The sequence below is a fragment of the Streptomyces sp. NPDC023838 genome, assembly GCF_040639555.1.
Taxonomy (GTDB): domain Bacteria; phylum Actinomycetota; class Actinomycetes; order Streptomycetales; family Streptomycetaceae; genus Streptomyces.
Genome location: NZ_JBFAAD010000036.1, coordinates 44,684 through 69,779 on the forward strand (window position 1 = coordinate 44,684; position 25,096 = coordinate 69,779).

Consider the following 25,096-nt stretch of genomic DNA (forward strand, 5'->3'; position numbering starts at 1 on the left):
GATCTCGACCTAGACCTGGATCTGGCCGGCGAGCTGTTGGATGTGCACGATCACGAACTCCGCGGGCTTGAGCGGGGCGAAGCCCACCTGGATGTTGACGATGCCGCGATCGATGTCGTTCTGCGGGTTGGTGTCCTTGTCGCACTTCACGAGATAGGCGTCCTGGGGCGTGCGGCCCTGGAACGCGCCCGCTCGGAAAAGGGAGTTCATGAAGGCGCCGATGTTCAGCCGGATCGAGGCCCACAGCGGCTCGTCGTTCGGCTCGAACACCACCCAGTGCGTGCCCCGGAACAGGCTTTCCTCGATGAAGAGCGCCAGCCTGCGCACCGGGAGGTACTTCCATTCGCTGGCGAGCCGGTCGGCGCCGACGAGGGTGCGCGCGCCCCAGGCGACGGGACCGGCCGCGGGCAGGCGCCGCAGGCAGTTGACGCCGACCGGGTTGAGCCGCCCGATCTCCAGGTCGGTCAGCGGCACTTCGAGCTCACTGACGCCGCTCAGCGAGGCATCCGTACCGGCAGGTGCTTTCCAGACCCCGCGCTGGACGTCTGTCCGGGCGAGCACGCCGGCCATCACGCCGCAGGGCGGGAAGGGCTTGAGGGCACCGTCGAGCAAGGGGTCGGGCGAGAGGACGCGGGGGTAGTAGACGGCGGCGTTTTTGCCGGAGTCACCCAGCTCCACCTCCGTAATCTTCTCGAGGACGTCACTCACGGCAGTGGCACTGGAGCCACTGCCCGCCGGTCCGCCCGGCCACGACGCGGGCGGGTCCACCAGCAGAATGGCCCTTCGCTCGACGCACAGTTGCAGTGCCGGGACGAGCAGGGCCTTCACGCTATTTTCGGTTCCGGTTCCGGTTCCGGCGGCTCGCGACTTCTCGTCGAGCCACTGGGCGTCGGGCAGGCAGAGGATGTTGAAGATGTCCGTCTTGAGCAGCTGGTAGAGGCCGGTCTTGGCGGCCCTGTCGCCCAAGTACGGGTCCAGATTCCGGGGCCGTCCATCCCCGTCGGCCCCGTCGTCACGGGCTTCGGCAGGGGCGGAGCAGTACGCCTGCTGCGCTGCCGTCCCGTCTTTCGGGACGAAGGCGAAGGGATCCGCTCCGTCATCCGGGGCATCGTTGGGAGTGGGTACCTTCTTGATGAGGGCATCCGGGTCGACGCGCACGAGCCGCGAGGATTCCAGCAGATGGGTGAGGTTGCGCGGACTGTCCGGATCGACACTGACATTGAGATAGTGCTCCGCAGCGCCCGTCTCCAGATCGCGGACCGTCAGATTGAACAGCTTCCGCGGCCCCTCCGGCTTTTCCCCCTCGGCGGTGTGGTGGTCGACGTGGGCGCGAAGATGCCGCCCCCACCGTCCCGGGGAAGCCGCCAGCAAGGCCGGGCCCTCGGCGGAAGCCGTCCCCGACGAGCCGGAGGCCGAGGACCCCTTGGCGTCACCGCCGGACTCCTGCTCGCCCCGGCCTTTCTTCTTGTCCTCGCCGGAGGATTCGTCCTCACCAGTGCCGGCGGAGGACTCCCCGCCCTCACCGGCCGCTGCGGGAGCAGGCGAGCGCCGGGCGGGCGCCTTCGCGGATCGGCTGGCGCTCTTGCCGAGGGGCAGGCGGACGGTCTTGTCGTCCTGCACCACCCTGACGATCTCGGCCTCGCTGCCCCCGTTGAGATAGAACTGGTAAACCGCGTAGCTCAGTGGGCAGTTCGCCTGCAAGCCGCCGAAGATGGCCTGGTAGTCGGCCCAGCCAGTGATGTGTACGGGCCGGTCGACCGGGCCGCGGGGCGCGTGACCGACGAAGGCGGCCACGGAGGTGGGCACGCCTGTGATCGTCTTGACGGCACTCTTGACCTCGTCGACGTAGACACCCGGGTATGTGACGTTGACCGGCACGCTGGCCCCTTCCGATGCTGCTCACGATCCGTGATCACCATAAGAGGGCAAATCCCCATTCCGCACTCTGTGTGGTTACCTGGCTGCGCCGTCCGGGTGGTGCGAAGTCCCCGCGGGTCAGACACCGAATACGGTGAACCCCAGGCCGGAGAGCTGGGAGGCGAGGCCGCTCACGGTGTCCGGATCGTTGAAGGCCCCGTTCTGGGCAAGGCCGTTGGCCGACTGGAACTCCGTGACCTTGCCCCGGGTGCGAGGGCCGTCCGCGCCGTCCTGGGCCAACGGTTTGAACCCCAGGGTGAGAAGCGCGCCTTGGACACCGAAGACATCGGACAGGTCCAGCGCGATCTGTTCCGTCGGCAGGCCCTGGACCTCCACCTTGTCCGCCAGCAGCAGATGAGCGCGGTCGAGCTTGTTGCGGATGATGATCGTGCCCACGTCCGGCGTGAAGTGACACTCGTCTGCGGCGCCGACCCAATTCCGCGACGCCACGTGCCCCTGGAACTTGGGGAAGGGAAACTTGGGACCCAAGGCCCAGCACATGCTCAACGTGGCCAGCTGCGCGTTGGCTGGCCATGACGCGAAGTCGTCGAACTCTGGGCGCGTGGTGAGCACGCCCTCCATTTCGTCGAGCTTCTCGAAGACATGGCGGTCGATCTCGTCGTCGTCCACATGAAGGCGGGTCAGGGGCGGCTGGAAGCTGAGGTGTCCGAGGGGGGCCAGCTCCATGTGCGACTTCACCGTGTCCCACTCGTTGGCGACTTCCTCAGGTGTCGCCTCGGTGTTCGCGTCATTGACCAGCCAGCGCAGCCTGTTGGCGGCTGCCAGGGAGTCCGTTCCCCCTCGGTCGGCGAGGAGTTGTCTCTTTCCGTCTGGTCGATCTTGTTACCTATACCGGTGCTCACGTACCCTTTTACGTCCAGGTACATGAAGTTGACCCGCCCTTCGAGCGGGTGGTTGAAGGTGATCCAGTACTCGCGAACGCTCTGGTGCATGGTGCTGCCTTCCGATCGGCGTAAATGGGTCGCCCTTCGTTGTTTCCAGTGTGAAGCCGGGGAGTTCTTGGCAGCAATTCGATGTCCGTACCGGGCCCGTCAGGTAGTCCGCAGGGATGCAGTTGCGTCAGATGCCAAGTTGCGGTACTTCTCCGACAGCGCGATGCTTATTTTGATGGCCAACCTTGGAACGTCACGGGAATCGCCGGATTAGCCGTGACGTCTGACGAGTAATCGGTGAGCCTGACCCGGTACTTGACCCAAGGACGCCATTCGCGGCCATCCCAATGTTAGAGGTCAAGGCCTGTGAAGCGAAGGCCACTTCAGCAAGGGGAACGCCATGAGCTTCGATGGTGAATTTACGTTCTGCATGCACAGTTCCGGCTTGCCCACGCCTAATGAGGCGTTGGACTCAGCCGAGGGAGCGCTGGACTTCCTTGAGAATTTCACCATGCCGCGGAGGCGGCGGGGGGAATGGAGGTCACGCTGGTAGCCCTCGAGGCGGCCGGATTCACGGGGCTAGGCACGATTGCGGCAGAAGCGGCAGCAGTGACGGCTGCGGCATATGCCGGAGCAGTGACTGGGTGTCTCATCGCAGCGACCGGAGCATCCATCTTCGATCTGCTGGCGCAAACGGACCACAGTCCGGCGGTGAAGCAAGATGTTCTTGTGGCGGCCCACGACGCCGGCGTCTCTGTCCCGGAAGATTTCGCGGTTGCATGAGCGGCATCGGCGGTGCAGGCGGGCGGTTCCGAGATGGCGTGGTGCACGCCATTGAAGAGGTAAGCGGCGAATTGAGGGGTAGCGATGACTCAGCCATCGGCATCTTGCAGCACAGCCGAAGAAGCCCGAGACTTCTTGCAGGCCAACGGGTCCGGAGGGCCAATACTGATACTCGCCCCCGACGTGCTCGAGCAGATCCAAGCCGCTGAAGCGGCGGGTGGACACGAAGGCGGCATGTCCGGAGCGGCCGGAGAAGGCGGCTTCTCTGCAGCAGGCACTGCAGGGCCCAACTCCAGCGACGGCAGCGAGCTGCCTCTGCTCGACTTCGACATGGAGGGCGCGGTTACCGGAGAGGGGATCGCGCGTTTCTTCGAGGGGGTTCTTGAGGTGGGCCACTTCGTGGGCGAGGTCGCACACTGGATCGCCGAACGTGGCGTGACCCCAATCTTGATCATTCCGCGGGAAGAGTTGAAGAAGCTCGTTCCAGACGGCGCATGACCGCGCAATAGCAGGAAACGGCGTGCATCAGCTCCTCGCTGGACAGACAGGTGGCACCGCGAACACTCGTGTCCAACTCCACTCGAAGATCATTGACGGGACAAGCCTTAGAGCTCGTAACACGACCATGGGTCGGGCTTGTTGAGGCGTCTCCAGCAGATGAGGCTGCAGGCAAGGGAGACGAACGCGGCGTGGAGTTCGGTGCGGCGTTCCCATCGGACGGCGAGTCGTTTGAAGTGGTGGAGCAGGGCGAAGGTCTGCTCGACGACGTAGCGGAGCTTGCCCATGCCCTTGATGTTCGGGGCTCCTTTGCGGGAGATGACAGGCAGGATCCGGCGTTTGCGCAGCTCATCGCGGTTGGGGTTGGAGTCGTAGCCCTTGTCTCCGAGCAGGGCCTCGGGCCTCCGGCGAGGACGGCCGGGACGACCTGCGACCGGTGGGATTCCGTCGACCAGGGCGAGGGTCTGGGTGACGTCGTTGACGTTCGCCGCGGTCGTGATGACCCGAAGCGGGGTGCCGCGTCCGTCGCAGATCAGATGGTGTTTGCTGCCCGTCTTCCGCCGGTCGACCGGCGACGGACCGGTGTCGGCGCCCCCCTTTGCGCGCGGATGTGGGAGCCGTCCACGCATGCCCTGGACCAGTCGAGGCGGCCGGCCGCGTTCAGCTCGGCGAGGAGGATGCGGTGCAGCTGGTCGAAGACCCCGGCTTGCTGCCAGCGCTCCAGTCTGCGCCAACAGGTCTGCCCCGAGCAGAATCCCAGCTCAGGCGGCAGGAGTTGCCAGGCGATGTCGTTGCAGAGCACGTACAGGATGCCCTGCAGGCACAGCCGGTCAGCTACCGGCCGCGGCCCCGGTGACCTCGTCGGCCAGGGCGGCAGCAGCGGCTCGATCAGTGCCCACAAGTCGTCGTCCACGATCCACGGCCGAGTACCCACACCATCCCGAGCGGCCGAATCGTCACACCGGTCACGGCTGAGCAGGACATCTCATCAAGATCCTGTTACGAGCTTTTACCTCAACCTCACCGGCCTCACCCGATCCACGGGCCGACCAGGCACTCAAGGAAGCGACGATGGGAGGTGAGCCCTGGCAGCGGCTCCTGGCCCATGCCGCTCCCGCGAGCGCCGGTGCACCGTCGGCGAAGTGGGAACGCACCGGCCGGGCCCTGCTGGACACCGTAGGCCCAGAAAGCAGTACGGCGAGCCGTGCCGAGATGGATCGAGTTGGCCGGCCTGGACCAGACGATCCCGCTCCAGGGGCATCCCCACCTTCCCTTCGATGTGCACAGGTGCCACGACCCCTACAATTCCCACGTTCTGCGCGGGCTCGCCTGGATGCTCTCCTTGCTGCCACCGCAGCCGGACATCGTCCATGCCCTCGTTGGCCTCGTCGAGGCATCCCTGGACCATCGGTCCGGCAGTGCTCCCCGTTCGCCCCACGTGGCTGAAGCCGCCATCGTTTCCCTGGCCCGGATCGGAGATCGGACGGCACGAAAGGAGCTGGAGAGTCTGAGCCGGTGGGTCACGCACAAGAGCACCTCGCGCCGCGTAGAAGCGGCACTCGCCACTCAATGAGATCTCCCGCCCCCCTGGCGGATTCCTGTGCAGGCTTCGTGGCGGCGTCGGATGACGGGATGACGGGGGGAGGCCGCAGGAGTGCTCGGCAGGCCGGTGACGATGGGGCACCCATCACCGGCCTGCCGAACGAGTGCGGCCGTCTACGGACTTCGGGCCTCGTTTGAACAATCACCGTCACAGTCGCCCCGGGGCGCGTGCCGAGGCTCCTCCTCGACGCCCCCGGGGGCGGATCCGGCCGGTGGCCTGCGCGTGGTGATGCGGCTGCGCGAGGATGAAGACCTGCGGCCCTGCACGCTCTGTGCCGTAGACCCGAGGACTCTTGCCGCGGTGCGGTCCGGTGCTGGCTTTGTTAGTGAGTTACGAGAGCGGCTGTTGCTCAGCGGCGAGAGCGCCCTCTTTCCCGGGAGAGTGATGTCGCCGAGTTTCGAGAGCACCTGGATGCTTGCTTCGGGACCATGGTTGTGCTCTGCACGACGAGGGGGCCCGGGTGCTGCCGAAGTCCAAGGTCGATCTGTACGCGGCGATCCGCCGTGATTCGCGTCAGGGTCTGTCGAACCGTGCCCTTCAGCGGAAGTACGGGGTCGGGTTCCTGACCGTGCAGAAGGCGTTGTCGTCGGCCTGGCCGGAGCCGCGGAAGAAACTGCCACCGAGAGCGACACGCCTGGATCCGTTCAAGCCGCTGACCGACGAGATGCTGCGGGCGGACATGGACGCGCCCCGCAAGGCTGGACCAAGACCTTCACCGACCCCCGCCTCTGCGCGGCCATCGTCGACCGCCTCACCTTCGGCGGCAACATCATCGAGACCGGCACTGACTCCTACCGCCTCGCCACCACCCGCGCCCGTGCCGAGCAGCAGCAAGCGGTCGGCCGAGTGGCGAGGAACCACCCGGCCTCTCGGTTCTCCAGAAGGCGTCGACGCCACCACCCGCACGCACCCCACGAACCTCTCAGCATGAGGTGAGGACTGAGGGGAACAGCTCGACGGTCGAATTCGGAATCGAGCCTGGAGACGAGCCTGCCAAGGTCTTCCCGAGCACCACGGGGAAGCCACAGCAGCACGTCCTCCAGGCGGTCTCGCGCCACGAGAGGATCACAGCACTCGCAGGCCATCACCGGATCCGGGAGCACTCGCCCTGGCTGTTTCAGATACCACTGGCACTCGGCCAGGGCAGCAGCCACAGCCCCTGGCCATAGGCGGCCCTCTTCCAACTTCCGGATCGCTACGCGAGTCGCCGCAGACACACCGCGGACCCGGCGAACCGGAATCCCTCTTCTGGGCCGCCAACGCTTCGCGCGCAGCCCCTTCGGACGCCTACGTGGCATCGGCCTTTCGGATCAACATGCCGTCATCCTGCCACGGACCGGGCTGCCTCCGCACGTGGCCACAGAGAGCCCGCGCCACGGCAGGTGCTCTTACTTCTCACCGACATTCCTGCGCTCTCCGGACGAAGAGTGATGCCGGAACCCATCGACAAGCGGTCTCGGTTGAGACCTACGCAGCCACCGGTGCCACGTCCTGGCTGCATAGGTCAGAAACTCACGTACAAAGCCACACGTCCCCGTCCCGGTCCGTGAGGGGTCGGCCGGTGGCCCTGGGCCGTCGGCGTCCTGGAGCTGGGGGTACTCCCTGTGCTCCCGGAGGTTCACTGAGCCTTTGAGGCTGCACCCGGCGCGGCACCTACTGGCGGACTGCGGGGAGGCGGGCGGGAGTTGCAGGGCAGGTGCGGCGGCAGGGTTCTACGAACGCAAACGAGCCGAAGGTAAACGCCACATCCAGGCCGTCCTCGCCCTGGCCCGCCGCCGCGTCAACGTCCTCTGGGCCCTCCTACGCGACGGACGGACCTACGAACTCGTGCCACCCACCGCTCTCGCGGCTTGACAGACCACATCAGCAATCAATGAAATGTTCCGCTTCTGGGGGTGGCTCTTCAGCCGTGTGGAGAACTCTTGTAGGGTTCACGCAGATTTGGGGGGATCTTCACGGCTCTGCCCGGGAGGGCGGGTCGAGGTCTGCGCTGGGTGCAGTTGCAGGCTGGGAGCGCGCCTCCTGGCGAGTTCGGATTTTGGTTGAGGATTTGTGATTCCTGTGGGGGGAATTGTGTCTTTTGTGCGTTTCGGGCGAAGGCGGCGTGTGGCCGTCGGAACCGCCGTGACCGTGGCAGCTTCCGCACTGCTGTCGGGCGTGGCGTCGGCTGATGGTGGTCCTACACGGCCGCAGATTCCGGTGAAGCCGGCGGTGCCGAAGACGGTGGCGCCGTCGGCGAAGCTGCCTGCGGACCGTACGCGCCGGGTGGCGGTGCACGGTGCCGGAGCTGCGGGGGCGTCAGTGGCGCCGCGGTTTGATGTGGACCGGGACGGGATCAGTGATCTGCTGGTCAGATCGTTGGACGACAGTCTGTATCTGAAGGGGTGGAAGACCGACAAGAGCACGCTCTATGACACCTCGATCGGCGCGTTCAGGGACCTCGTCGAGCCCGGTGATGTCAACGGTGATGGCCGCCCCGAGCTGCTGGTGCTGTCGCCGTCCGGCACGCTCGAGCTGCGCTCGGGCCTGACCGCCGGAGGCTGGGATGGTACGCCGTGGTCGGAGAGCGGCTGGAACATCTACAACAAGCTCTTCGTCCCGGGCGATGTAACCGGAGACGGCAGGAACGACCTGTTGGCGCGCACACCGTCCGGGGACCTGTTCCTGTATGCGGGCACCGGGAACCTTGCGGCGCCCTATGTCTCGCGGGTCAAGGTGGGGCCCGGGTGGAACATGTTCGACCAGCTCGTCGGCACCGGTGATGTGAACAGCGACGGCAAGGGCGATGTGGTGGCCCGGACCCCGTCGGGTGACCTGTACTTCTACGCGGGCACTGGCGTGGCCGCGGACCCTCTGAAGGCCCGGGTCAAGAGCGGCTCAGGCTGGGACGGCTACAACCAGCTGCTGGCCATGGATGACAGCACCGGCCATGTCGATCTCGTCGTCCGCGACGTGTCCGGTCTCCTGTGGTCGTTCCCCTTCGACGCGCAGGGCGCCCTCGGTGCCCGGGTGCGGCTGGGGGAGGGCTGGCAGGGTGTGACCCTGGCCAACGCCGGGGGTAATCCCTTCTTCGGGAAGAACGAGCTGCTCGGACGCGACGGTGCGGGCCAGCTGCACTACTACCTGCCCCGCGGTGACGGCCAGTTCAGTGCGCGGCAGCCGATGGACGGCGATGTGTCGGCGGTGCCGTTGGAGCGGCTGTCATCGGCCTCGTCGCTGAACAACACCTCGCGCTGGTCGACGATGACCATGGTGGGTGCGGACGGCCACCTCACGGTCGATTCTCGCGATGTGGGCGGCGGCTGGGGCGTGATGACCGCGTTTGCAGGCATCGGTGATCTGACCGGCGACGGCAACGGCGACCTGCTGGCCCGCGACGGTGGGGGGCATCTGTGGCTCTACCCCGGTAACGGCGGCAGTTTCTTCGGTGACCGCATCGACGTCGGCGGCGGCTGGAACATCTACGGCAAGCTGGTCGGCGCCGGTGATGTGAGTGGCGACGGCGTTCCCGATCTGCTGGCACGCGACGCGGGTGGGCACCTGTGGCTCTACCCCGGCAATGGCCGCGGCAACTTCGCCGGCCGCCTCGACGTCGGCGGTGGCTGGGGGGCTTTCAGCATGCTGGCGGTTCCCGGTGACCTCACCGGCGACGGACGGGCCGATGTGATCGCCGTCGACGCCAGCGGCGCCGCCTGGCGCTACGACGCCGACGGCGTGGGCAACTTCAAGGGCCGGGTCGCTATGGGCACCGGCTGGAACATGTTCAAGGCCCTGTACTAGGCCATCAGAGGCGACGGGCTCCCCGGCCGATACGGAACTGGGGAGCCTGCTGCCTGGTGGTTACTGACGGGCAGCGCGACTCCCAGGCCCGCTGTTTCGGCCCGCTCGCAGATGCGTCTGATCCGCCGATCGGTACGTCGTCGGCCAGCCAATTTCGAACAAAAGTTCTTATGTGCCTTCCGTAGGTGTATCCGCCATGTAAGGATCGGCGGACCTTCGGGGGAGGGGCGCGGGCGCCCATCGAAAGGGCCCGCACGGGGGGACGGCTGCGTCTTGACGCAGCCACAGCACTTTCACCTTCACCTGCAGCCTGCTGCTGCCCTCTCCCCGTGGCTCGACCTGTGACCAAAAGGGGAATAAGCAGTGAAACGACCAGTTCTGCCCGGCCGGTGGAGAGGCAGCCGTACTGTCCTGGCCAGAGGGATGAGCAGCACGGCCGCGCTGACGGCCGCAGCCGTCTTCGGCGGTCTTATGGGGGCCATGCCCGCCCGCGCCGACGGAGTGGGTGAGGACAACCCGACCGACCCGTACAAGAGGTCGTTGCGGATCAGTCTGGGCGAACAGGCCCGCCGCGACCGCTGCCAGTTGGGGCGGGTCGTGCACTACGGCGGTTCCGCGATCAAGGAATTTGCCAACACCACGTTGGCGGGACCGGATTCCGGCATTCACGAGGCGCTGTACGGCGGCGGCAGCGCGCCCACCACGCAGTGGTACGACACCGCGGCAAACGACAATGACGCCGTCTCCGCGTACCGGATCGCCTTCGACCGGCGCCAGGACCAGCTGGATAACGACAACAAGCCGTACGCCAGCGTGAACTCGGCCGGCGGCCGCCCTTGGAACGCCCCGCTGATCGGATGGGACATCCGGACCTTCACCGTCGAAGGACGCTCCCAGGCCACCGGGAGCATCTGGGATGACCCCGCCCCGCGCCCCGGGGCCGCAACGCTTGCCAAAGCCAAGGAGGTCTTCGACGCCTTCGACACCAAGGGCGACGACTGGGCCACGAAGTACAAGACGATGGCTGGCCACAGTGAGTTCGGCGGCCTCGGGGTCGTCGGCACCACCCCGGGGTCGGCCAACGACTTCGCCACGTTCCTGCGGTTCGGCGGTTTTGCGACCAAGGCTCCCGAGCCGGACTCCCTGGAGTTCCGTAGCGAGGTCGAGGCCCTCAAGGCCGCCTGGGCTGTCTGCGACAGCGCCAACCCCATCGACCAGTACCGGGTCCTGACCGGCGTCACCACCCAGGCCTACACCGAATGGGAGGCGGAATACGCGTCCCAGGCCACCCAGCGCCAGCAGATCATCACCGCTGAGATGGCCGCTTCCAAGGAGGCGCGCACTGCCACCGACTTGATGGTCGAGGCGATCCGCCAGTCCTGGCAGGCCGACCAGATCCTGTTCTGGCAGCAGTGGTGGCGCGACCACCCCACCGCCACCAACAAGCCCTCCCTGACGGATCAGAAGAACGCCGCGCGCCGCCTGGTGATTGCTCGGGAGAAGACCGCCCAGCTCGTCAAGGACGCCGACGCCGCCATCGCCCGTGCCAAGACCGCCTCTGAGCAGGCGGACACTGCGCAGCAGGCGGCGTATGCGATCGCGGATCAGAACAAGGCACCGCGCGGCCGCGGACTGCAGTTCGCCCAGCAGTCCGCGCAGGTCGCCAAGGCCTCCTACGCCGCGGCCCAGGCGGCAGCCAAGACCGTGCTGACCGCGTCCAAGGCCACCCAGGCCAACATGGCCGACAGCCAGGCCCTCTACGCCCTGACCCAGACGCAGTCGCACGCGCTGAACACCGAGTTCCGCAAGGCCGCCGCCCTGGAAGCGGCAGCTCAGGCCAAGGCGGCCGCAGATTCGGCGGAGAAGCTGGCCAAGGAGGCCGCGGCCAATGCCGCCACCGCCAAGAGCGCGCAGGCCCCTGCGGAGAAGGCGGAGAAGACCGCCCAGGCTGGCGCCGCCGAGGCCAAGAAGCAGCGCGGGATCGCCGAAGCGGAGAAGGCGAATGCCGAGCGGGAGGCGCAGACCGCGGCCAGCGAACGCAAGAAGGCCGGGGAAGCCGAGGCGCGCGCCCAGACGCAACGGGAAGCCGCAGGACGGGCCCGTACAGCTGCGGAGGCAGCGGGCTCCACGGCCGATGCCAAACTCGCCGACGCTCTCACTGCGGAGAACAAGGCCTATGTAGCCCGCGACAAGGCGCGTCAGGCCGAGAACCAGAAGAACGCCACCGCGGCACGCGCGGCCGCGCTTGAAGCCGCCGCAGCTGCCGCCGAAGGTACCGACGCCGCGGCAGACACCCGGCAGGCGGCCACCGAAGCGCGCGCGGCCGCCAACGATGCCGCCACGGCAGCGACGGCAGCCCGCGCTGCCGCCAGCGAGGCTTCCGCGGCAGCCGTGAACGCGCGGGCGGCGGCCACACGATCTCAAGCCGCAGCATCGCGCTCCAAAGCGGCAGCTGACTCCGCCTGGTCGGCGTTCCAGAAGACCAGTGCCGCAGCGGCGACCGCGCACGCGGCTGCCGCCAAGGCCATCGACGCAGCGGCCGCCGCGAAGGCCAATGCCGAGAAGGCCGATGCCGAGGCGAAGAAGGCCCAGGCCGCCGCGAAGAAGGCCCGCGAAGAAGCAGACGGAGCGAAGGACGAAGCGGCCAAGACCGCTGCCTGGGCGGCCAAGACCTCCGGCTTCGCCCAAGCAGCGGCGCAGGCCGCTCAGGGAGCTAGGGACGCCGCCGCTGCTGTGACCAAGGCAGCCGATGAAGCGGTCTCCATCGGCTCCCCCTATCGGGAGACCGACACCTCGGCAGCCTTCGCCGTCCTCGTCGGCCAGAGCAGCAAGACCCTGGCAGAACAGCAGGCATCGGCAGCCGACGCCAAGAGCAAGGAAGCCGCCAAGGCCGCCGCCGACGCGCAGGCCCTCGCCGACAAGGCCGCCGGAGACGCCAAGATCGCAGCCCAGGCAGCATCCGCAGCCGCAGCCGACGCAGACCGAGCCGTGAAGGCCGCAGCAGCAGCCCGCGCCTCGGCAGCCGAAGCCGACACGGCGGCCAAGGCCGCCAAGAAGGCCGACGACAACGCCCAGAAGTACGCTGCAGACGCCGGCACCGACGCCCTCTACGCCGGAATGGCAGCCAACGACGCCCAAACGGCGGCCACCCAGGCGGACAACGACGCCACCGCCGCCGAAAAGGACGCAGCCAGCGCCAACACAGCGGCCACGGCTGCCGAAGCCGACGCCGCCATTGCCGACGGCGCCGCCACTCACGCGGAACAGGACGCCACGAAGGCCGAGACAGCGGCATCCAACGCAGGCCAAGCAGCCAAGGACGCCGACACCGCCGCCACCCGGGCGGAGGAAGAAGAGCGCAAGCGACTCGCGGAGCTGCGGAAACAGCGCGCCGAAGCAAAGCCTGACCTCGGTCCCGATCTCACCAGCGACGAAGAGGCCACCCTGCTCCGGCTCTGCGGCCAGGAATGTGTGGATGAGTACCGCGCTGCCCGGGCACTTGCCGGGAAGGACCTGCTGGACTGGGTCAAGGAGAACGGCGGCCAAATCCTCCTCGACTACATTGGCTGGCCCGACCTCAAGAACTGTCTGACCAAGGGAGACGTCGAGGGTTGCCTGTGGACCCTGGTCAACGTGGCCAGCGCTGCCATTCCGCTCAAGCAGATCCCCGCAGTGGGCAAGGCCATCTTCCGAGTGACATCCGGTGTCGCGGGTTTCTTCGAGAAGTCAGCCAAGGCCAAGAAGGCCATCAAGAAGTTTAAGGACCTGCTCGAGAAGGCAAAGAAGGAGCCCGACACTCTCCCGTGCAAGCCGAAGAAGTCGATCACAGCAGCGGGCGTCTCGGCACGGCAAACCTCCTTTGCCGCCTCGACTGGAGGGGTAAACCTCTGCGACCTCGATCCTGGTGACGACCTTCCGTTCGAGATACTTGACGACATCGACGCCCGCTACGGCCCTGATATCGCTGACGGGGTCGAGTATCAGTGGCAGCGGATGAAGGGCGATTCAAAAGAAGCTCGTGACCACAACATCCCGGGAATCGGCCGCAACCTGGAGGAAATGGCGAATTACTTCAAGAAGTGGCGCGGAAAGGCTACACATTACGATACGATGGAAAAAAATCCGTGCGCCTATGACGAAGAGAAGGGTCTGATTATCGTAATTCAGGCTCGATTCATCCACGCCATCAAGAAGGATTGGGCAGCCTTTCATGACGGGCGGCGCTATACACCGCTGAAGTAGAAGTAAGGGATCGATGGCATGCGAACACGCATCAAGCTGTCTCGAGACGGAGACGCATTCACCGCGAGGATCACACCTTCGCAGGCTATGGCCATGAGGGAGGCGCTGGAATTCCTCGGCGGCAGGGACTTCACCGACGAAGCGCTTGTCATCCAGCTCGGCACCGGCCGTGAGGAACTCGCCCGACTCAGGGCGCATCTCATGAAGGTGGGCGAGTTGACGGCTGATGTTCAGCTGAAGGCGCGCGATCTTCACGTCCTGCACAGTGCCCTGACCGCCTCCGCGACGATGTTCTTGGAATCTCGTGGAGTGATTTCCCAGGAAGCCTTCTATCGTAGAACTGGTTTCTTCCGGGAAAACTTCGACGCGCTTGCTCTGGGGATCGTGGAAGCGGCTTCAGAAGCAACTCGGTAATCGGCGGAGATTCTGCTGGGATGCGCGGTTGACACGGTCCGATCCCTTGCAGAATCTCAGCATCGGGGCGGCGGGCCTCGTCGATAAACTGGACGGGTGGGTTCTTGGTGTTACTCGCCGGGAACCCACCCGTCCATCTGCCGCCGTCATCCCGCCGATCGATCGCATCGCCGCAGACCGCCCGTTCTACTCCGGCAAGCACCACTTCTGGCCGAACAGGCCGCGGCCTCGCTGCGCGCCACCGTGGAGGCCGGCATTGTGCCGCTCACGGAGCGGCCCACCGGAGGTCACTACGCCGTATACGAAGGATGAGTCGGGCTTCGTCTGGGGTGAGTAAGGCGACGACATCCTGGCGCCTGGTCCTGGTGAGCGAACAGGCACAGTCTCAGGAGGCTCTGGAGGAGCAGGGCTACGAGTTCCGCCTCAACACCTGGAGCCAGCCGTGAGCGCCGCAGGCGGGCTCGAGATGTTGCGCTGACAGACGGCGCTGGTCTCCGCATTCAGGGTGCCGGTCCCCGACAGCGGGGTCGGCGGGTATGGGCAGAGATCGTGGTGTGCCGCGAGCGGAGGTCTTGTTCTTCCGGGGGAGTTCACGCTGAGGGTGCCTGGTGACTCTTAGCTCATGACGGGCCTTCTGGGGGTCCGTTCCCGACAGGGAGGGAGACCCGCATGGACTCGGCAGCGATCGTTGTCACCATCATCTCGATCGTCACGGCGAAGGGGTGCGCACTGCTGGGGTTGTGGCTGCGGCTGCGGTGGCGGGCGCAGCAGGAACTAGCCCGGCAGCGGTGCCTCACGGGTGCGCTTCGGGCCGCCGGATCCGGCGGACGACTCGAGCTCGAGACCTCGAGCGCGAACGGGCAGCTGCTGCGGATGCGTCTGCTCACGGCCCCGAGGAAGGCGCGAGGTGGCGTATGAGTGAGGACGACCTGGCGGGTGGCGGGGATTTACCGGCCCCGTCGCCACCCGCACGGTGGGGAGCGCTGTATCAACAGAGCCATCGGCAGTGGGCAACAGACCAGGAATTCTCTGCGTTCTACCGCAGTACGGTGCGCCCTCTGGTGGCGTTTTTGGTCAATCACGGCGCCAGCGTGGCCGACGCTGCCGACATTGCCCAGGCCACGATGGTCAAGGCCTACCAGCGGTGGGATGACATCCAGCATCCACGGCCGTGGGTCTATACCGTCGCCTCCCGCTCCCTGGTGCGCAAGATCTCAGATGTGCGGGAAAACCTCGTCGAGGAGGTTCCCGAACCGACCTCGTTGCTGCCCCGGACCGATGCAGTGAGCGAATGGGAGTGCCAGCAGAAGACTCTGCACGTCCTGCGGGGCCTTCCGGCCAGACAACGGCAGGTGCTCGCGTGGACGTTCAGCGGGTTCACCCCGTCCGAGATCGCTGAGCAGCTCCACATCACTGCGGAGGCCGTACGGGCGAGTCTGAAGAAGGCCCGGCGGACAGCAGTGGAGCGGCTTCGCAAGTGGGAGGAGGAGCAGTGACCGATGACGAGATCACGCACGGTGACGATGGTGTTGTCGACTGCTGGATTGCTGAACAGCAGAGTCTTCTTCTCGACGCGGTCGGTGGACTTCTGGATGTCGAGGCCGGCTTGCGGGAGGTTCTGCTGGACTCAAGCCACAACACCATGGTGGAAGGTCTGGATGGTGTGGTCAATGTCGAAGCCGGACTCGCCGCAATCCTCCCGCAAACGTCTCTGGCCAGGCGCCTGCCGGTGCCGGCCGCGTCCTCATTCCGTAAGCCAGCTTCGGTCAGGGAGGTCCTGGCGAGCGTGAGCCCGGGGGCTCGGATCGCCCTGCGGGTTCGCCCGGCTGTCGTAGCGGGATGTGAGGCCCTGGAAGCTCTTGATGCGGCACTCACGGACTGGCAGAAAATCCGGAAGCTTGTCCACCGGCTTGATGTCGTGCTGTCTGGCAGCGTCATGGACGACTTCGAGCTGGCACGGACTCTCTCCGGCAGGCTCCAGCATCGTGCCGAGCAGATCTGCGACGTGCTGGGCGAAGCGAAGGGTTTCGTGCGGCACGGCTTTGACGAGGCCCTCGACGCGGTACTCGTGGACATCCGGCGGACAACGGGGGAACTTGCCGCTGTCAGCCACCTGGCTGTTGAGTTCTCTTCCCGTCCCCGGGCCAGCAGCCGCCGGTCTTTTCCACAGGCTCGTGCGGCGCGGCGGGCCGAGCGTGAAAGTGCCGAGCAGCTCCGCCAGTTCGTGGACCTCGCACGCGTCCTAGTTGACGACTTGAGTGCTCTGGTACGGCGGGGCGACTGGGCAGTCCGGCACCTCAGGCACGAATGCTCCGAGCGGGTGCGCGGGATCTTCATCCGTGAGCTGCATTTCCAGGACTTCCCCGTACTCGACCTTGCTCAGGTGAGGGGGTTTTTGCACGACTTCACCACAGCCGACCTGCGTACCGCTGTGCTGGCAGGCGTCGACTTGGGCGGCGTGCGCTGGTCAGTCGCGAAGACCCGCTGGCCTGCATCTACAGACGTCGAAGACCTCAAGGCGCGGTCAGTCGAATCACCTCCGGGATGCGGAATCTTCACAGTCCGCTCTGGGACGGCCACGACCCGCGAACCGGTCGACGCTTAGGCCGCCCCAGAGCCGCTAGCAACGGCGGTGGTAATCACCGATGTCAGCGCCGGGGGAGCAGGCGGCTCCAGGAGAACCGTCGCCGTGGTGCTGCGGGGACGCGGGGGAGGGGCGGGTGCGGCGGGGAGGGGCGGCACCGGCAGCGTGGGGGCAGCCGTCGGTGCCGGCGGCACGGGCAGAGCGGGCGGGCGGGTTGCCTGAGCGTCTTCAGCCGCCTGTTCCGCGTGGCGTGAGGCGTGGGCTCCCCCGTCGCCGCAGTGCTCAGCGTTGCAACCGTGCTCTGGTGGTCCGCGTGGCTGCTGCTGCTGCTTACCGTCCCGGCCGTTGGCTTCTTCTGGATCGGCACCATCCGAAGTAACAGCACTCCGCTCGTCGACGTGATGCTGGTGCTTACCAAGCAGGTTGCCCGCTTGTTCCCCGGCACCCCGCTCGCTGAGGCTTTCCAGGTCGAGACGGTACACACCTCCAGGTCATCCTCCGCGCCGGCGACCGAGCGCAAATCAGTCCCCGTTCTCGCCACATGATCGGCTACGACGGTGATCGCCAGCGTCCGGTGGCATATCGGCACCCGCTTGGCCCGGAGCGTCGATCGTGTCACGCTGCAGCTCACGGCCCACGAGTGTTACGGCGTACCGAGAGCGACGAACCGGGGGAGAGGAACCCACTTGTGGAGCAGCTGCGGCTGACGCGGACTCACAGGCTGCTGATCGGGGTGGTGGTGGCGGGTGCGGTGGTCATTGCCGGGATCGGGTTCGCGGGTTCTTACGCGGCAGTGCGCACCCTCGCGGAGAAGAAGGGGTTCGGGGACTTCTCCCTGGTCTTCCCGATCGGCATCGACGCTGGGATCTGTGTGTTGCTCGCGCTCGACCTGCTGCTGACCTGGATCCGCATCCCGTTCCCGCTGCTGCGGCAGACGGCGTGGCTGCTGGCGGCCGCCACGATCGCCTTCAACGGCGCGGCGGCCTGGCCCGACCCGCTCGGCGTGGGCATGCACGCGGTGATCCCGGTCCTGTTCGTCGTCGCCGTCGAGGCCGCGCGCCACGCGGTCGGGCGGATCGCGGACGTCACCGCCGACAAGCACATGGAAGACGTCCGCCTCACCCGCTGGCTCCTCTCACCCGTCCCCACCTTCCGGCTGTGGCGCCGTATGAAGTTGTGGGAGCTGCGCTCCTACGAGCAGGTCATCAAGCTCGAACAGGACCGTCTCGTCTACCGCGCCCGCCTGCAGGTCCGCTACGGCCGCGCCTGGCGCCGCAAGGCCCTCGTCGAATCCCTGATGCCGCTGCGCCTGGCCAAGTTCGGCGTCCCGCTCGCCGACACCGGCCCCGCGGGCCTCGCGGCGGCGGGCATCGAGCCCACCCTGCTGCCCACGGCCCCGCCGGTCACGCCCGTGGTGAGCGCGACACCCCAGCCGGTCGAGCTCCCGGCGGCACCCGCGCCCCAGCCCGAGCCCGAGCATGTTCAGCAACAGCCCGAATCGCGGCCGGGGGCCCAGGAACAGCCCTACCAGGAGCCGTTGCCGGAGGTCCACCCGGACTGGCCGCAGCCAACCCGCGGGCGCGGGCACGGTGCCGCACCCCCGTGCCGCCCAACTGGGGACGGAGCCGCAGCAGTCAGTGGAACCCACTTCGCCAGTACCTGCACCGCAGGATGGCGACAGGGCAGCGGCGGAAGCCCCAGTGGAGACCCTGCCGGTACCTGGATCCGGCGAAGACGAACCTGGTCCAGGGGCAGCCGAGGGCGGCCGGGACCCGATCCAGCCGGGCAGCGAAGGCGACCGCACGAGTGAGGACCCTCTGACGCTGACCACCCCGGATCGGTACTACCTGGCCTGGGAGTCCTACCTCGATGAACACCAACAGGAACCCACGGCAGCCCAGCTGTCCGAGCACTTGGCAAGCAAGGGCATCCTGAGCAAGAACGCAGCGCCCATCCCGGCCGGCAGCCTGCGCCGCTACCTCCTGGAATTCCGTATCTACGCGGTCTGGGCCAAGGAGCGTGCGAGCGGGAGTGAACCCGAGACGAGCCTGGTCGTCGAGGAGCTTGCCCGCAGGGGAGTGACCGGGCAGTACAGGCGGCCGCTCGCACAGGACGACGTGGAGAAGTTCTTCCCCGACTTCCGCCGACGGCACCGAGTCTTCTCACTCGATCTGAATGAGGCAACACCCTGAGTACCTGACGGGGGGCCTCTATGGGGTTCGTCAAGGTATCGAGCTGCGTCTGATCCGGCTGACGGGCAGCATGGCGGCATGCCGGATCTGCTGTGGGATGACGTCAGGAACTTCTTCGACCCTGACCTGATGGGTGCTCTGCCTGATGTGTCCGTGACCGACACCTCGGTCGATGACTGGCAGGCGGTGTTCGACCTGGCCGGGTCGAGCGGGTGGACGTGGGAGTACTCGGAAGGCTGCGTTCGCATGCCTTTGCCCTCGGCGCAGGAAGTGCTGTCACGGCCCACGGACGCGGACACGGCCCTGCTGAAGGTATGGCCTGTCGCGGATGTGTAGGTGAACTTCTGGCCGATGTCGGCCGGTGAGATCGACTTCGATGTCGATCTCCGGGAGTTGCACGGCCAGGAAGGAGTGGACGTCCTCTGCGGCCTCCTCGGCACGATCGGGCGCCGGCGGGCAGGCCCGTGCTGATGACCGGAGAAGGAGACCGGGGGAAGCCGGTGCTCGGGTTCGACCCCAGGGCTGATCGCGTGGTTCTGCTGGCAGATCCCCTCGGAGTTCAACTGACCGCCGCTGCAGGTCGGGATTCGTAGAAGGCGCCGTCGCGGAGCATGGCGAACAGGACGCTGATGCGGTGGCGGGCGAGACGGAGAAGAGCCTGCATGTGGGTCTTTCCGCGGCCCGGCACTTGTCGTAGTAGGTGCGGGAGGCGGGACCGTGCAGGGCGGCGAACGCAGACAGGAACATCGCCCGTTTGAGCTGCCGGTTTCCGCCTTTGGGCGCATGTTCGGCGTCCAGGCCGAGGAAGACGCCCACGTCGTCGATGTCGTACAACCCATCCTCCTGAACCGGGTTCGTGCGGTGCTGGCCAGGGCGTTGGCACCGTGCTCGCGCATCCACGTTATGCAGACCTGCGCCCGCGGGATGCCGGGCATTGCGCCAGGCCAGGCGGTGGCCGGGTCTCTCATCAGCGTCTCCGACGGCACCCCTCGGGCCCGGCGACACCTCCTCATCTTGTTGTCAAGCCGCAGCCGCGTCGCTGGGCGCCGATTGATAGCGCTTTCGGTCACGGATCATGGCGAACAGGACGTTGACGCGACGCCGGGCGAGTGCGAGGACAGCGTGCTTGTGCGTCTTCTTCTCGGCCCTCTTGCGGTCGTAGAAGGCCCGGGATTCCGGACAGGTGCGGATGCTGATCATCGCGGAGCGGTAGAAGACGCGTTGGAGGCCGCGATGGTAGCGGCGGGGGCGGTGCAGGTTGCCGTTCACGTTGCCGGAGTTGCGGGGGACCGGGGCGACGCCTGAGAAGGCGGCGAGCCGGTCTGCGCTGGGGAACCGGGACAGGTCGCCGCCGGTGGCGGCGAGGAACTCGGCGCCCAGCAGCGGTCCGATGCCGGGCATGCTGGAGATCACTGGCGCAAGTTCGTGCTCGCGAAACCGGGCCTCGATGAGTTTGTCCAGCTCATGGATCTTCTCGTGGAGACCGAGTAACTCCAGCGCCAGGTCGCGGACCACGCGGGCGATGGCGGCCTCGCCAGGAAGTCGCGTGTGCTGCCGTTCCGCGGCATCGACAGCTGCGGTGGCCAGCTCTTCGGCGCTGCGGGTCCTGCGGTTGCGGAGCCACGTCGTCAGTCGCCTGCGGCCGAGACGTCGCAGCGCGGCCGGCGTCTGATAGCCAGACAGCAGCACCAGCGGCCCGGTGTTCGTCAGTTCCAGGGCATGTTCCAGGGCTGGGAAGATGCTGAGCACCTGCACGTGCAGACGGTTGGTCTTCCGCACCTTGACCAGATCGGCCCGCCGGTCGGTCATCACCCGCAGTTCGGCGGTCAGTTCGCCTTCCGGGGTGAGGACGTGCAGGTCGCGGCGCATGCGCGACTGATCAGCGATTACCCGGGCGTCCTTGGCGTCGGTCTTGCCCAGGCCGCGGTAGCCGGCCGAGGCACGGTTCACCGCGAGGCCGGGCAGATAGACGATGGTCTGCTCATGGTTGAGCAGGAGGCTGATCAGTAAGGAGGCCATGCCGTCGGCGACGTCGACGGACCACACCACATCCTCGCCGAGTTCCAGGACCTCGCTGATGAGGTTCAGCAGCTCCGGCTCGTCGTTGATCACCTTCCGGGAGAGCACCACCTCGCCATCGTTGTTCAGGACAACGGTGTGGTGGTGAGTCTTGCCGATATCGGTTCCCGCCCAGTTCCAGGCCATGGTTCCTCCGGTCGTTCGACGTACTTCGTACATCCGGACGACCCCTCCAGCATGGTCCTACTCAGCGATACCCGTGGGCCCGCAGCTCCTCATCAGTGGTCGAGTCGTCGTGCGGCCCCGGGCGGCCAGGTGTCACAGGAACCATTGAAGGCAACCACCCCCAAGCCATACCCGGGGCTACTGGATCCTCCGGACCATACGACAGCCCATCCGACCCATCAACAACGTAGGACCACCCCCCAGGTCATGCCTTCGACAGGGGGACACAGTCATGCCAGGCCCGGAGGCCAGCGGCCCTCTTGCAGGACCGCGAAGAACATAACGGGAGGCAGGGAGGCGGGGCGAGCGGCGCTGGAGGGGATCGGGGCGCAGGTCTTCGTGTTGCGCGCCGGGCGGGGCCTGCGCGCTGTACCCGCTGTCGGCGAGCGCCTGGCGGCGGGTATCGCGTGGGTGGGTCTGTCCGTCAAGGCCGACAGAGCTTCTGAGCTGCCGGAGAAGCGGGCTGATCGGATGGTCCACTCTTGGCCGCCCGGCGGCGTGTGATCGCGGAGATTGGGCGGGCTGTGGGCGAGGGTGAGCACTGGCGGGTTGGTGTCCGGCTGGAACGATTCGTGGCGGGCGCCGATTTGACCGAGTTGTTCGCGCTGCGTGAGGCGCTGGCGGAGGCTGTGGCCCACCGGGACGGACGGCACCGCCGGTAACGGCTGCCATCGTCTGGCTTTGTCCACGAGAACGGACCGCACTTCGACAGCGGCTCGGGAGGCACTGGGCCGCCGCAGCTGGGACGGAATGTTCACGAGTTTCGACAGCATCGTGGCGTACTCGCAGTCCGCGTCCGTCGGCCGTTCGACTCGTCCGACCGGTCAGGAGGGCGCGCCGGCCAGGACTTCCACCTTGCCGGTGTCGAGCGAGTAGTAAGCACCGACGACGGCAAGGGCGCCCTTTCTCACGAGGGGTGCCAGGTCCTGGTTGGATCGCAGATCGGCCGCGGTCAACTTAACCTGGGCGCGGGCCATGGTCTCGACCGGGTCGGCGCCGCCCTCCCGGACAGCCTGCTCGTACGCCGGCCGCAGGGCTCTGACGATCGCCTGCAGGTTGCCGGGCAGCGATTTGCCGTCACGAAGGGACTTGTACGCCGCCTTGACGGCGCCGCAGCGCTGATGCCCGAGGACCACGACGAGAGGGGTGCCGCTCGTCATAGGCCCGTACTCGACAGAACCAGTGACCACCGGGCCGACCGCCTCCCCACCCGTGCGCATCACGTAAAGGTCACCCAGACCGGTATCGAAGAGGAGCTCAGGCGGCACTCGGGAGTCGATACACGAGAGGACCGCCCCAAAAGGCTCCTGCTCCTGAGCCACGAGCTGACGCCGGTTCGGATCCCGGTCGGGGTGTTGAAGGTTTCCGGTAACCCAGCGCTTGTTGCCTTCCATCAGCCGCGCGAATGCCGTGGCGGGCGTGGTGGGCCTCGCTTCCGGCGAGGCGCTGGTCGCCGGCGAGGCGGCCATCGTCGATGAGCACCCCGCGAGCGCCACCGTGGCGACCGCAAGTCCGCCGGTAAGCAGCGATCTACGATCCGGACGTCCGGCTCTGTCCATCGGTCGGTTCCTCTCGATACCACTCAGCCACGTTCCTGCGTCTTGACCAGGCCATGGTCCAGCGCGGTGTGGATGCCTCGCAGCAGGCACAAGCGAGAGCGGGCTACGTTGCTCCGGGCAGCCCACAGAACCGGCTCGGGCGGCGGCGTGCACCCCTGATGCCGGGACCCGCCCTGCCCGACTGGAATCTCGACGGCGGGATGCTGTCCATCTTCGTGAACATCAACCTCGACGCGATCGGGGTGCCTCCCGAGACGATGAACAACCGCTGTCGAAACTCGCGAACAAAGCCAATCGTCGGTGTTCGCCGCCGGGGCATCGTCGCCGACAGCGGCAGTGATGCGGGAACGCAGCGGTCTCCCCTGCGCGGTGTCCTCGCACCGGTCGTCCTCACCGGCGTCCGGGGTGTGCGGGATTCACCCCGGCTCGGACAGCCGGGAGGACGCTGGCTGGAGCCGTGTTGTCGGTGATGCGGCTCCGGCCGTCCCTCACCCCAGAGGGCGTTTCAGCTTCTGCTTCTGCGGCACCCCGCTGTGGGGAAGTAGTCGGCGTTGAATCCGGGGCTTTGTCGCCCCCTTGTCCCCCAGGTCAGAGCGCATGTATGACGCTTCGGCTGAGGGATGCCCGATGCGACCAGAGCCGCGACCAGGAGCACGACTAGAAGCGCGATCAGGAGCGCGACCAGAGCCGCGACCAGAGGCGTGACCTGCCCTCTGGTCCCGAGACCGGGCCTGCAGGCAATGAGGTGTGCCGGGGCTTGGTGTTCGGTCACGACCATGGTCCGTGCGGGTGCGCGGACCATGTCCACCGGGCCCCGGCACGCCAGGGTTGCACAGCTGGACCGGGTGGGGCGGGGCGGGGGTCGCCACAGGCCGTACCGGTGGCCGGGCTCCCTTCACCAGCGCATGCCCAATGCGTCCAGGTCGTTGCGGCGTTGAGCGGGTAGCTTCGCTGCGCGTCGGCGGGTGTTGTCGAGGAAGGTGCCGAGCTTGACCTCGACCGTGGTCTCCGCGGCCGTCTGGGGGCTGCCCGGGTTGTCGCGGGGATGGTCTCCGGTGTCTGGTCGCTTGGGTCGCTGTACGCGTTCTACGTGCTTCCTGGGGGCGTTGAGGTGTCCTTCGCGGGCATGGTACTGCCGGGCCGCGCTGAGGTTGAGCGTCCATTTGTCGTCTTGGGTGCGCGTGGCCGGCTGTTCTTCGGGGTGGGCGGGTTCGAGTCCGATGATTTCGAGCAGGACTTGCTGTCCGACTCCGAGCTGGTCCCAGCCAAGCCGTTGTGTGGTGATCCAGCGTCCGAGGTCTTCGCCTTGGACGATCACCTCGCCCGCAGTTGTCGGCACCCGGGCGCCGCTCGCGAGGTGGGTTTTGGTGAGTTGGAAGGAGCGTTGCCAGCCGGCGTCCCAGATGGGGCACCAGCCGGGGTCGATGTCGTCCAGGGCTTCGAGTCGTGCCTGTGGCATGGCGCCGGCCGCGTTCACCGGCTGCCCGGCCTGCTGGCGCACGATGTTCGCCAGTGCCTTCCTCCCTGCGGCCCTCTGGTTTTTGGCCCACTCCCCGATGGGGTAGCCCTGCCAGACGGCGGTGGCGGGCGGCAGGAAATGCCCGTGAACAGCCGCCCAGGCTCGCGCTACCGCGAGCCCTTCCTCGAACGCAACATCCTGGTGCGACCACACCATCCTGAGCTCGTCGAGCTGCTTGATCCGTTCCTTTGCGAGGCGTCCGGTGTTGTAGTAGCGCCGCTGGTCGGCGAGCCATGTTCCGAGCGGGAAGCGGGCAGGCTTCCAGTCATCCGGGGTGATGTAGTCGTATGGCACTCGCAGTTCCCCAGCCCCGGACTCTTTTACGTACCGCATGGCGGCTTGGATGCCGCGTCGCCAGTACTCGTTCTCCGGCTCGATGACCCGAAGCCGCACGAACCGCGCCAACTCCGCCGAGTCCCGGGGCGTACTGAACTTCAGGAGCTCCGCCGCGGCCCTGCTCACCGCCGGCCTTGCGCCGTGGCCACCATCGTCCCCGAGGGTGTCATCCTCCACGGCCTGCTTCCCACCGCTGTCGCCGCTGTTGGTGTCCCAACTCCCGCTGCGCACACGGGGATCGGTGAGGGCTTCGATGGTCTCGGTGTCGTGTGCGCGCAGCGCTTCGAGGATCTTCGCGAGGGTGCTGTAGGCGTCGGAGGTGAGCATGTCGCCGGGTTCTTCGTCCGGTCCGAGAAACACCGGCACGATAAGAGACGCGATTTTCCCCTCGCCAGGCTTCATGCGCAGAGCGCGTCCGACCATCTGCACAATATCGACCATCGACCCGCGTGCGTCACAAAAGGCGACAGCGTCGCATTGGGCCGTATCGATTATCTAGAGGTGGGTTGGGTGTGAGGGACGTTTGGTACGT

The 25,096-nt window shown here is 66.9% G+C and carries 18 protein-coding genes and 4 pseudogenes; 15 read left to right on the top strand and 7 right to left on the bottom strand.

All coding sequences use genetic code 11. The features are described 5' to 3' along the window. Positions 1-9 precede the first annotated feature (9 nt). Together AB0G17_RS31230 and AB0G17_RS31235 are read right to left on the bottom strand one after the other, a co-directional pair. Positions 10-1,878: a phage tail sheath C-terminal domain-containing protein gene (locus AB0G17_RS31230; protein WP_361389990.1), complete on the bottom strand. Its 1,869-nt coding sequence runs from the start codon at positions 1,876-1,878 to the stop codon at positions 10-12. Between the two features lie 117 nt (positions 1,879-1,995). Beyond that, positions 1,996-2,604 (bottom strand): peptidoglycan-binding protein, encoded by a 609-nt coding sequence (locus AB0G17_RS31235; protein ID WP_361389992.1) that lies wholly within the window; start codon positions 2,602-2,604, stop codon positions 1,996-1,998. A gap of 740 nt (positions 2,605-3,344) precedes the next feature. Between AB0G17_RS31235 and AB0G17_RS31240 the strand changes: the two genes are divergently transcribed. Together AB0G17_RS31240 and AB0G17_RS31245 are read left to right on the top strand one after the other, a co-directional pair. Further along, complete coding sequence (locus tag AB0G17_RS31240) at positions 3,345-3,593, top strand: hypothetical protein (RefSeq protein WP_361389994.1); 249 nt, start codon at positions 3,345-3,347, stop codon at positions 3,591-3,593. 183 nt (positions 3,594-3,776) lie between these two features. After that, a complete protein-coding gene (locus AB0G17_RS31245) occupies positions 3,777-4,091 on the top strand; it encodes a hypothetical protein (protein ID WP_361389996.1) in 315 nt (104 codons plus the stop codon). A gap of 107 nt (positions 4,092-4,198) precedes the next feature. Here the strand turns inward: AB0G17_RS31245 and AB0G17_RS31250 are convergent. Then, positions 4,199-5,025, bottom strand: a protein-coding gene (locus tag AB0G17_RS31250) for an IS5 family transposase (protein ID WP_361389998.1) whose coding sequence is annotated in 2 segments (ribosomal slippage) — positions 4,199-4,705 and positions 4,708-5,025 — 825 coding nt in all. Because the reading frame shifts where the segments join, the coding sequence is not laid out codon by codon here. 1,365 nt (positions 5,026-6,390) lie between these two features. Between AB0G17_RS31250 and AB0G17_RS31255 the strand changes: the two are divergent. The 12 genes and pseudogenes from AB0G17_RS31255 to AB0G17_RS31310 all read left to right on the top strand — a co-directional run. Further along, positions 6,391-6,507: pseudogene (locus tag AB0G17_RS31255) on the top strand (ATP-binding protein); the annotation flags it as partial. 897 nt (positions 6,508-7,404) lie between these two features. Beyond that, positions 7,405-7,548 (top strand): annotated as a pseudogene (locus AB0G17_RS31260) (IS110 family transposase); the annotation flags it as partial. 252 nt (positions 7,549-7,800) lie between these two features. Beyond that, entirely contained in the window at positions 7,801-9,474 is a 1,674-nt protein-coding gene (locus AB0G17_RS31265) for a VCBS repeat-containing protein (RefSeq protein WP_361390000.1), read from the top strand. Between the two features lie 423 nt (positions 9,475-9,897). Beyond that, the gene (locus tag AB0G17_RS31270; RefSeq protein WP_361390002.1) at positions 9,898-13,716 is read left to right on the top strand and encodes a hypothetical protein; all 3,819 of its coding nucleotides are present in this window, start codon (positions 9,898-9,900) and stop codon (positions 13,714-13,716) included. A 93-nt stretch (positions 13,717-13,809) separates the two neighbouring features. Continuing rightward, positions 13,810-14,130 carry a hypothetical protein gene (locus AB0G17_RS31275; protein ID WP_361390004.1) on the top strand — a complete coding sequence of 107 codons (321 nt, stop codon included), beginning with the start codon at positions 13,810-13,812 and terminating at the stop codon, positions 14,128-14,130. 669 nt (positions 14,131-14,799) lie between these two features. Then, on the top strand, positions 14,800-15,048 hold the full coding sequence (locus AB0G17_RS31280) for a hypothetical protein (RefSeq protein WP_361390006.1): 249 nt from the start codon (positions 14,800-14,802) through the stop codon (positions 15,046-15,048). Next, positions 15,045-15,626 carry a sigma-70 family RNA polymerase sigma factor gene (locus AB0G17_RS31285; RefSeq protein ID WP_361390008.1) on the top strand — a complete coding sequence of 194 codons (582 nt, stop codon included), beginning with the start codon at positions 15,045-15,047 and terminating at the stop codon, positions 15,624-15,626. The genes AB0G17_RS31280 and AB0G17_RS31285 overlap by 4 nt, the downstream gene beginning before the upstream one ends. Next, positions 15,623-16,735, top strand: a complete 1,113-nt coding sequence (locus AB0G17_RS31290; protein ID WP_361390010.1) for a hypothetical protein — start codon at positions 15,623-15,625, stop codon at positions 16,733-16,735. Before AB0G17_RS31285 ends, AB0G17_RS31290 begins: the two co-directional genes overlap by 4 nt. 275 nt (positions 16,736-17,010) lie before the next feature. After that, positions 17,011-17,259: a hypothetical protein gene (locus AB0G17_RS31295; RefSeq protein WP_361390012.1), complete on the top strand. Its 249-nt coding sequence runs from the start codon at positions 17,011-17,013 to the stop codon at positions 17,257-17,259. A gap of 152 nt (positions 17,260-17,411) precedes the next feature. Continuing rightward, positions 17,412-18,524, top strand: coding sequence for a DUF2637 domain-containing protein (locus AB0G17_RS31300; RefSeq protein WP_361390040.1), 1,113 nt, complete (start codon positions 17,412-17,414; stop codon positions 18,522-18,524). Between the two features lie 103 nt (positions 18,525-18,627). Beyond that, positions 18,628-18,906, top strand: coding sequence for a hypothetical protein (locus tag AB0G17_RS31305; RefSeq protein ID WP_361390014.1), 279 nt, complete (start codon positions 18,628-18,630; stop codon positions 18,904-18,906). 78 nt (positions 18,907-18,984) lie between these two features. Then, positions 18,985-19,499: pseudogene (locus AB0G17_RS31310) on the top strand (hypothetical protein). On the opposite strand, the pseudogene AB0G17_RS31315 reads toward AB0G17_RS31310, so the two are convergent. From AB0G17_RS31315 to AB0G17_RS31325, 3 genes and pseudogenes are all read right to left on the bottom strand, one after another. Beyond that, positions 19,466-19,695, bottom strand: a pseudogene (locus AB0G17_RS31315) (IS110 family transposase); the annotation flags it as partial. The pseudogenes AB0G17_RS31310 and AB0G17_RS31315 overlap by 34 nt on opposite strands. Before the next feature lie 231 nt (positions 19,696-19,926). Then, positions 19,927-21,111, bottom strand: coding sequence for an IS110 family transposase (locus AB0G17_RS31320; protein WP_361390016.1), 1,185 nt, complete (start codon positions 21,109-21,111; stop codon positions 19,927-19,929). An 863-nt stretch (positions 21,112-21,974) separates the two neighbouring features. Continuing rightward, complete coding sequence (locus AB0G17_RS31325) at positions 21,975-22,709, bottom strand: carbonic anhydrase (protein WP_361390018.1); 735 nt, start codon at positions 22,707-22,709, stop codon at positions 21,975-21,977. 68 nt (positions 22,710-22,777) lie between these two features. Here AB0G17_RS31325 and AB0G17_RS31330 point away from each other — a divergent pair, with 68 nt between their 5' ends. Next, positions 22,778-23,179 (top strand): hypothetical protein, encoded by a 402-nt coding sequence (locus tag AB0G17_RS31330; protein WP_361390020.1) that lies wholly within the window; start codon positions 22,778-22,780, stop codon positions 23,177-23,179. A gap of 425 nt (positions 23,180-23,604) precedes the next feature. Here AB0G17_RS31330 and AB0G17_RS31335 read toward each other — a convergent pair whose 3' ends face one another. After that, entirely contained in the window at positions 23,605-24,966 is a 1,362-nt protein-coding gene (locus AB0G17_RS31335) for a helicase associated domain-containing protein (protein WP_361390022.1), read from the bottom strand. Positions 24,967-25,096: the final 130 nt, after the last annotated feature.

Bases quoted from the DNA above. Each gene is read 5' to 3' on its own strand.
- AB0G17_RS31320 (WP_361390016.1), bottom strand. From the start codon at position 21,111: ATGGCCTGGAACTGGGCGGGAACCGATATCGGCAAGACTCACCACCAC.
- AB0G17_RS31275 (WP_361390004.1), top strand. From the start codon at position 13,810: ATGAGGGAGGCGCTGGAATTCCTCGGCGGCAGGGACTTCACCGACGAA.
- AB0G17_RS31285 (WP_361390008.1), top strand. From the start codon at position 15,045: ATGAGTGAGGACGACCTGGCGGGTGGCGGGGATTTACCGGCCCCGTCG.
- AB0G17_RS31240 (WP_361389994.1), top strand. From the start codon at position 3,345: ATGGAGGTCACGCTGGTAGCCCTCGAGGCGGCCGGATTCACGGGGCTA.
- AB0G17_RS31325 (WP_361390018.1), bottom strand. From the start codon at position 22,709: ATGGACAGAGCCGGACGTCCGGATCGTAGATCGCTGCTTACCGGCGGA.
- AB0G17_RS31235 (WP_361389992.1), bottom strand. From the start codon at position 2,604: ATGGAGCTGGCCCCCCTCGGACACCTCAGCTTCCAGCCGCCCCTGACC.
- AB0G17_RS31270 (WP_361390002.1), top strand. From the start codon at position 9,898: ATGAGCAGCACGGCCGCGCTGACGGCCGCAGCCGTCTTCGGCGGTCTT.
- AB0G17_RS31335 (WP_361390022.1), bottom strand. From the start codon at position 24,966: ATGAAGCCTGGCGAGGGGAAAATCGCGTCTCTTATCGTGCCGGTGTTT.
- AB0G17_RS31280 (WP_361390006.1), top strand. From the start codon at position 14,800: ATGGACTCGGCAGCGATCGTTGTCACCATCATCTCGATCGTCACGGCG.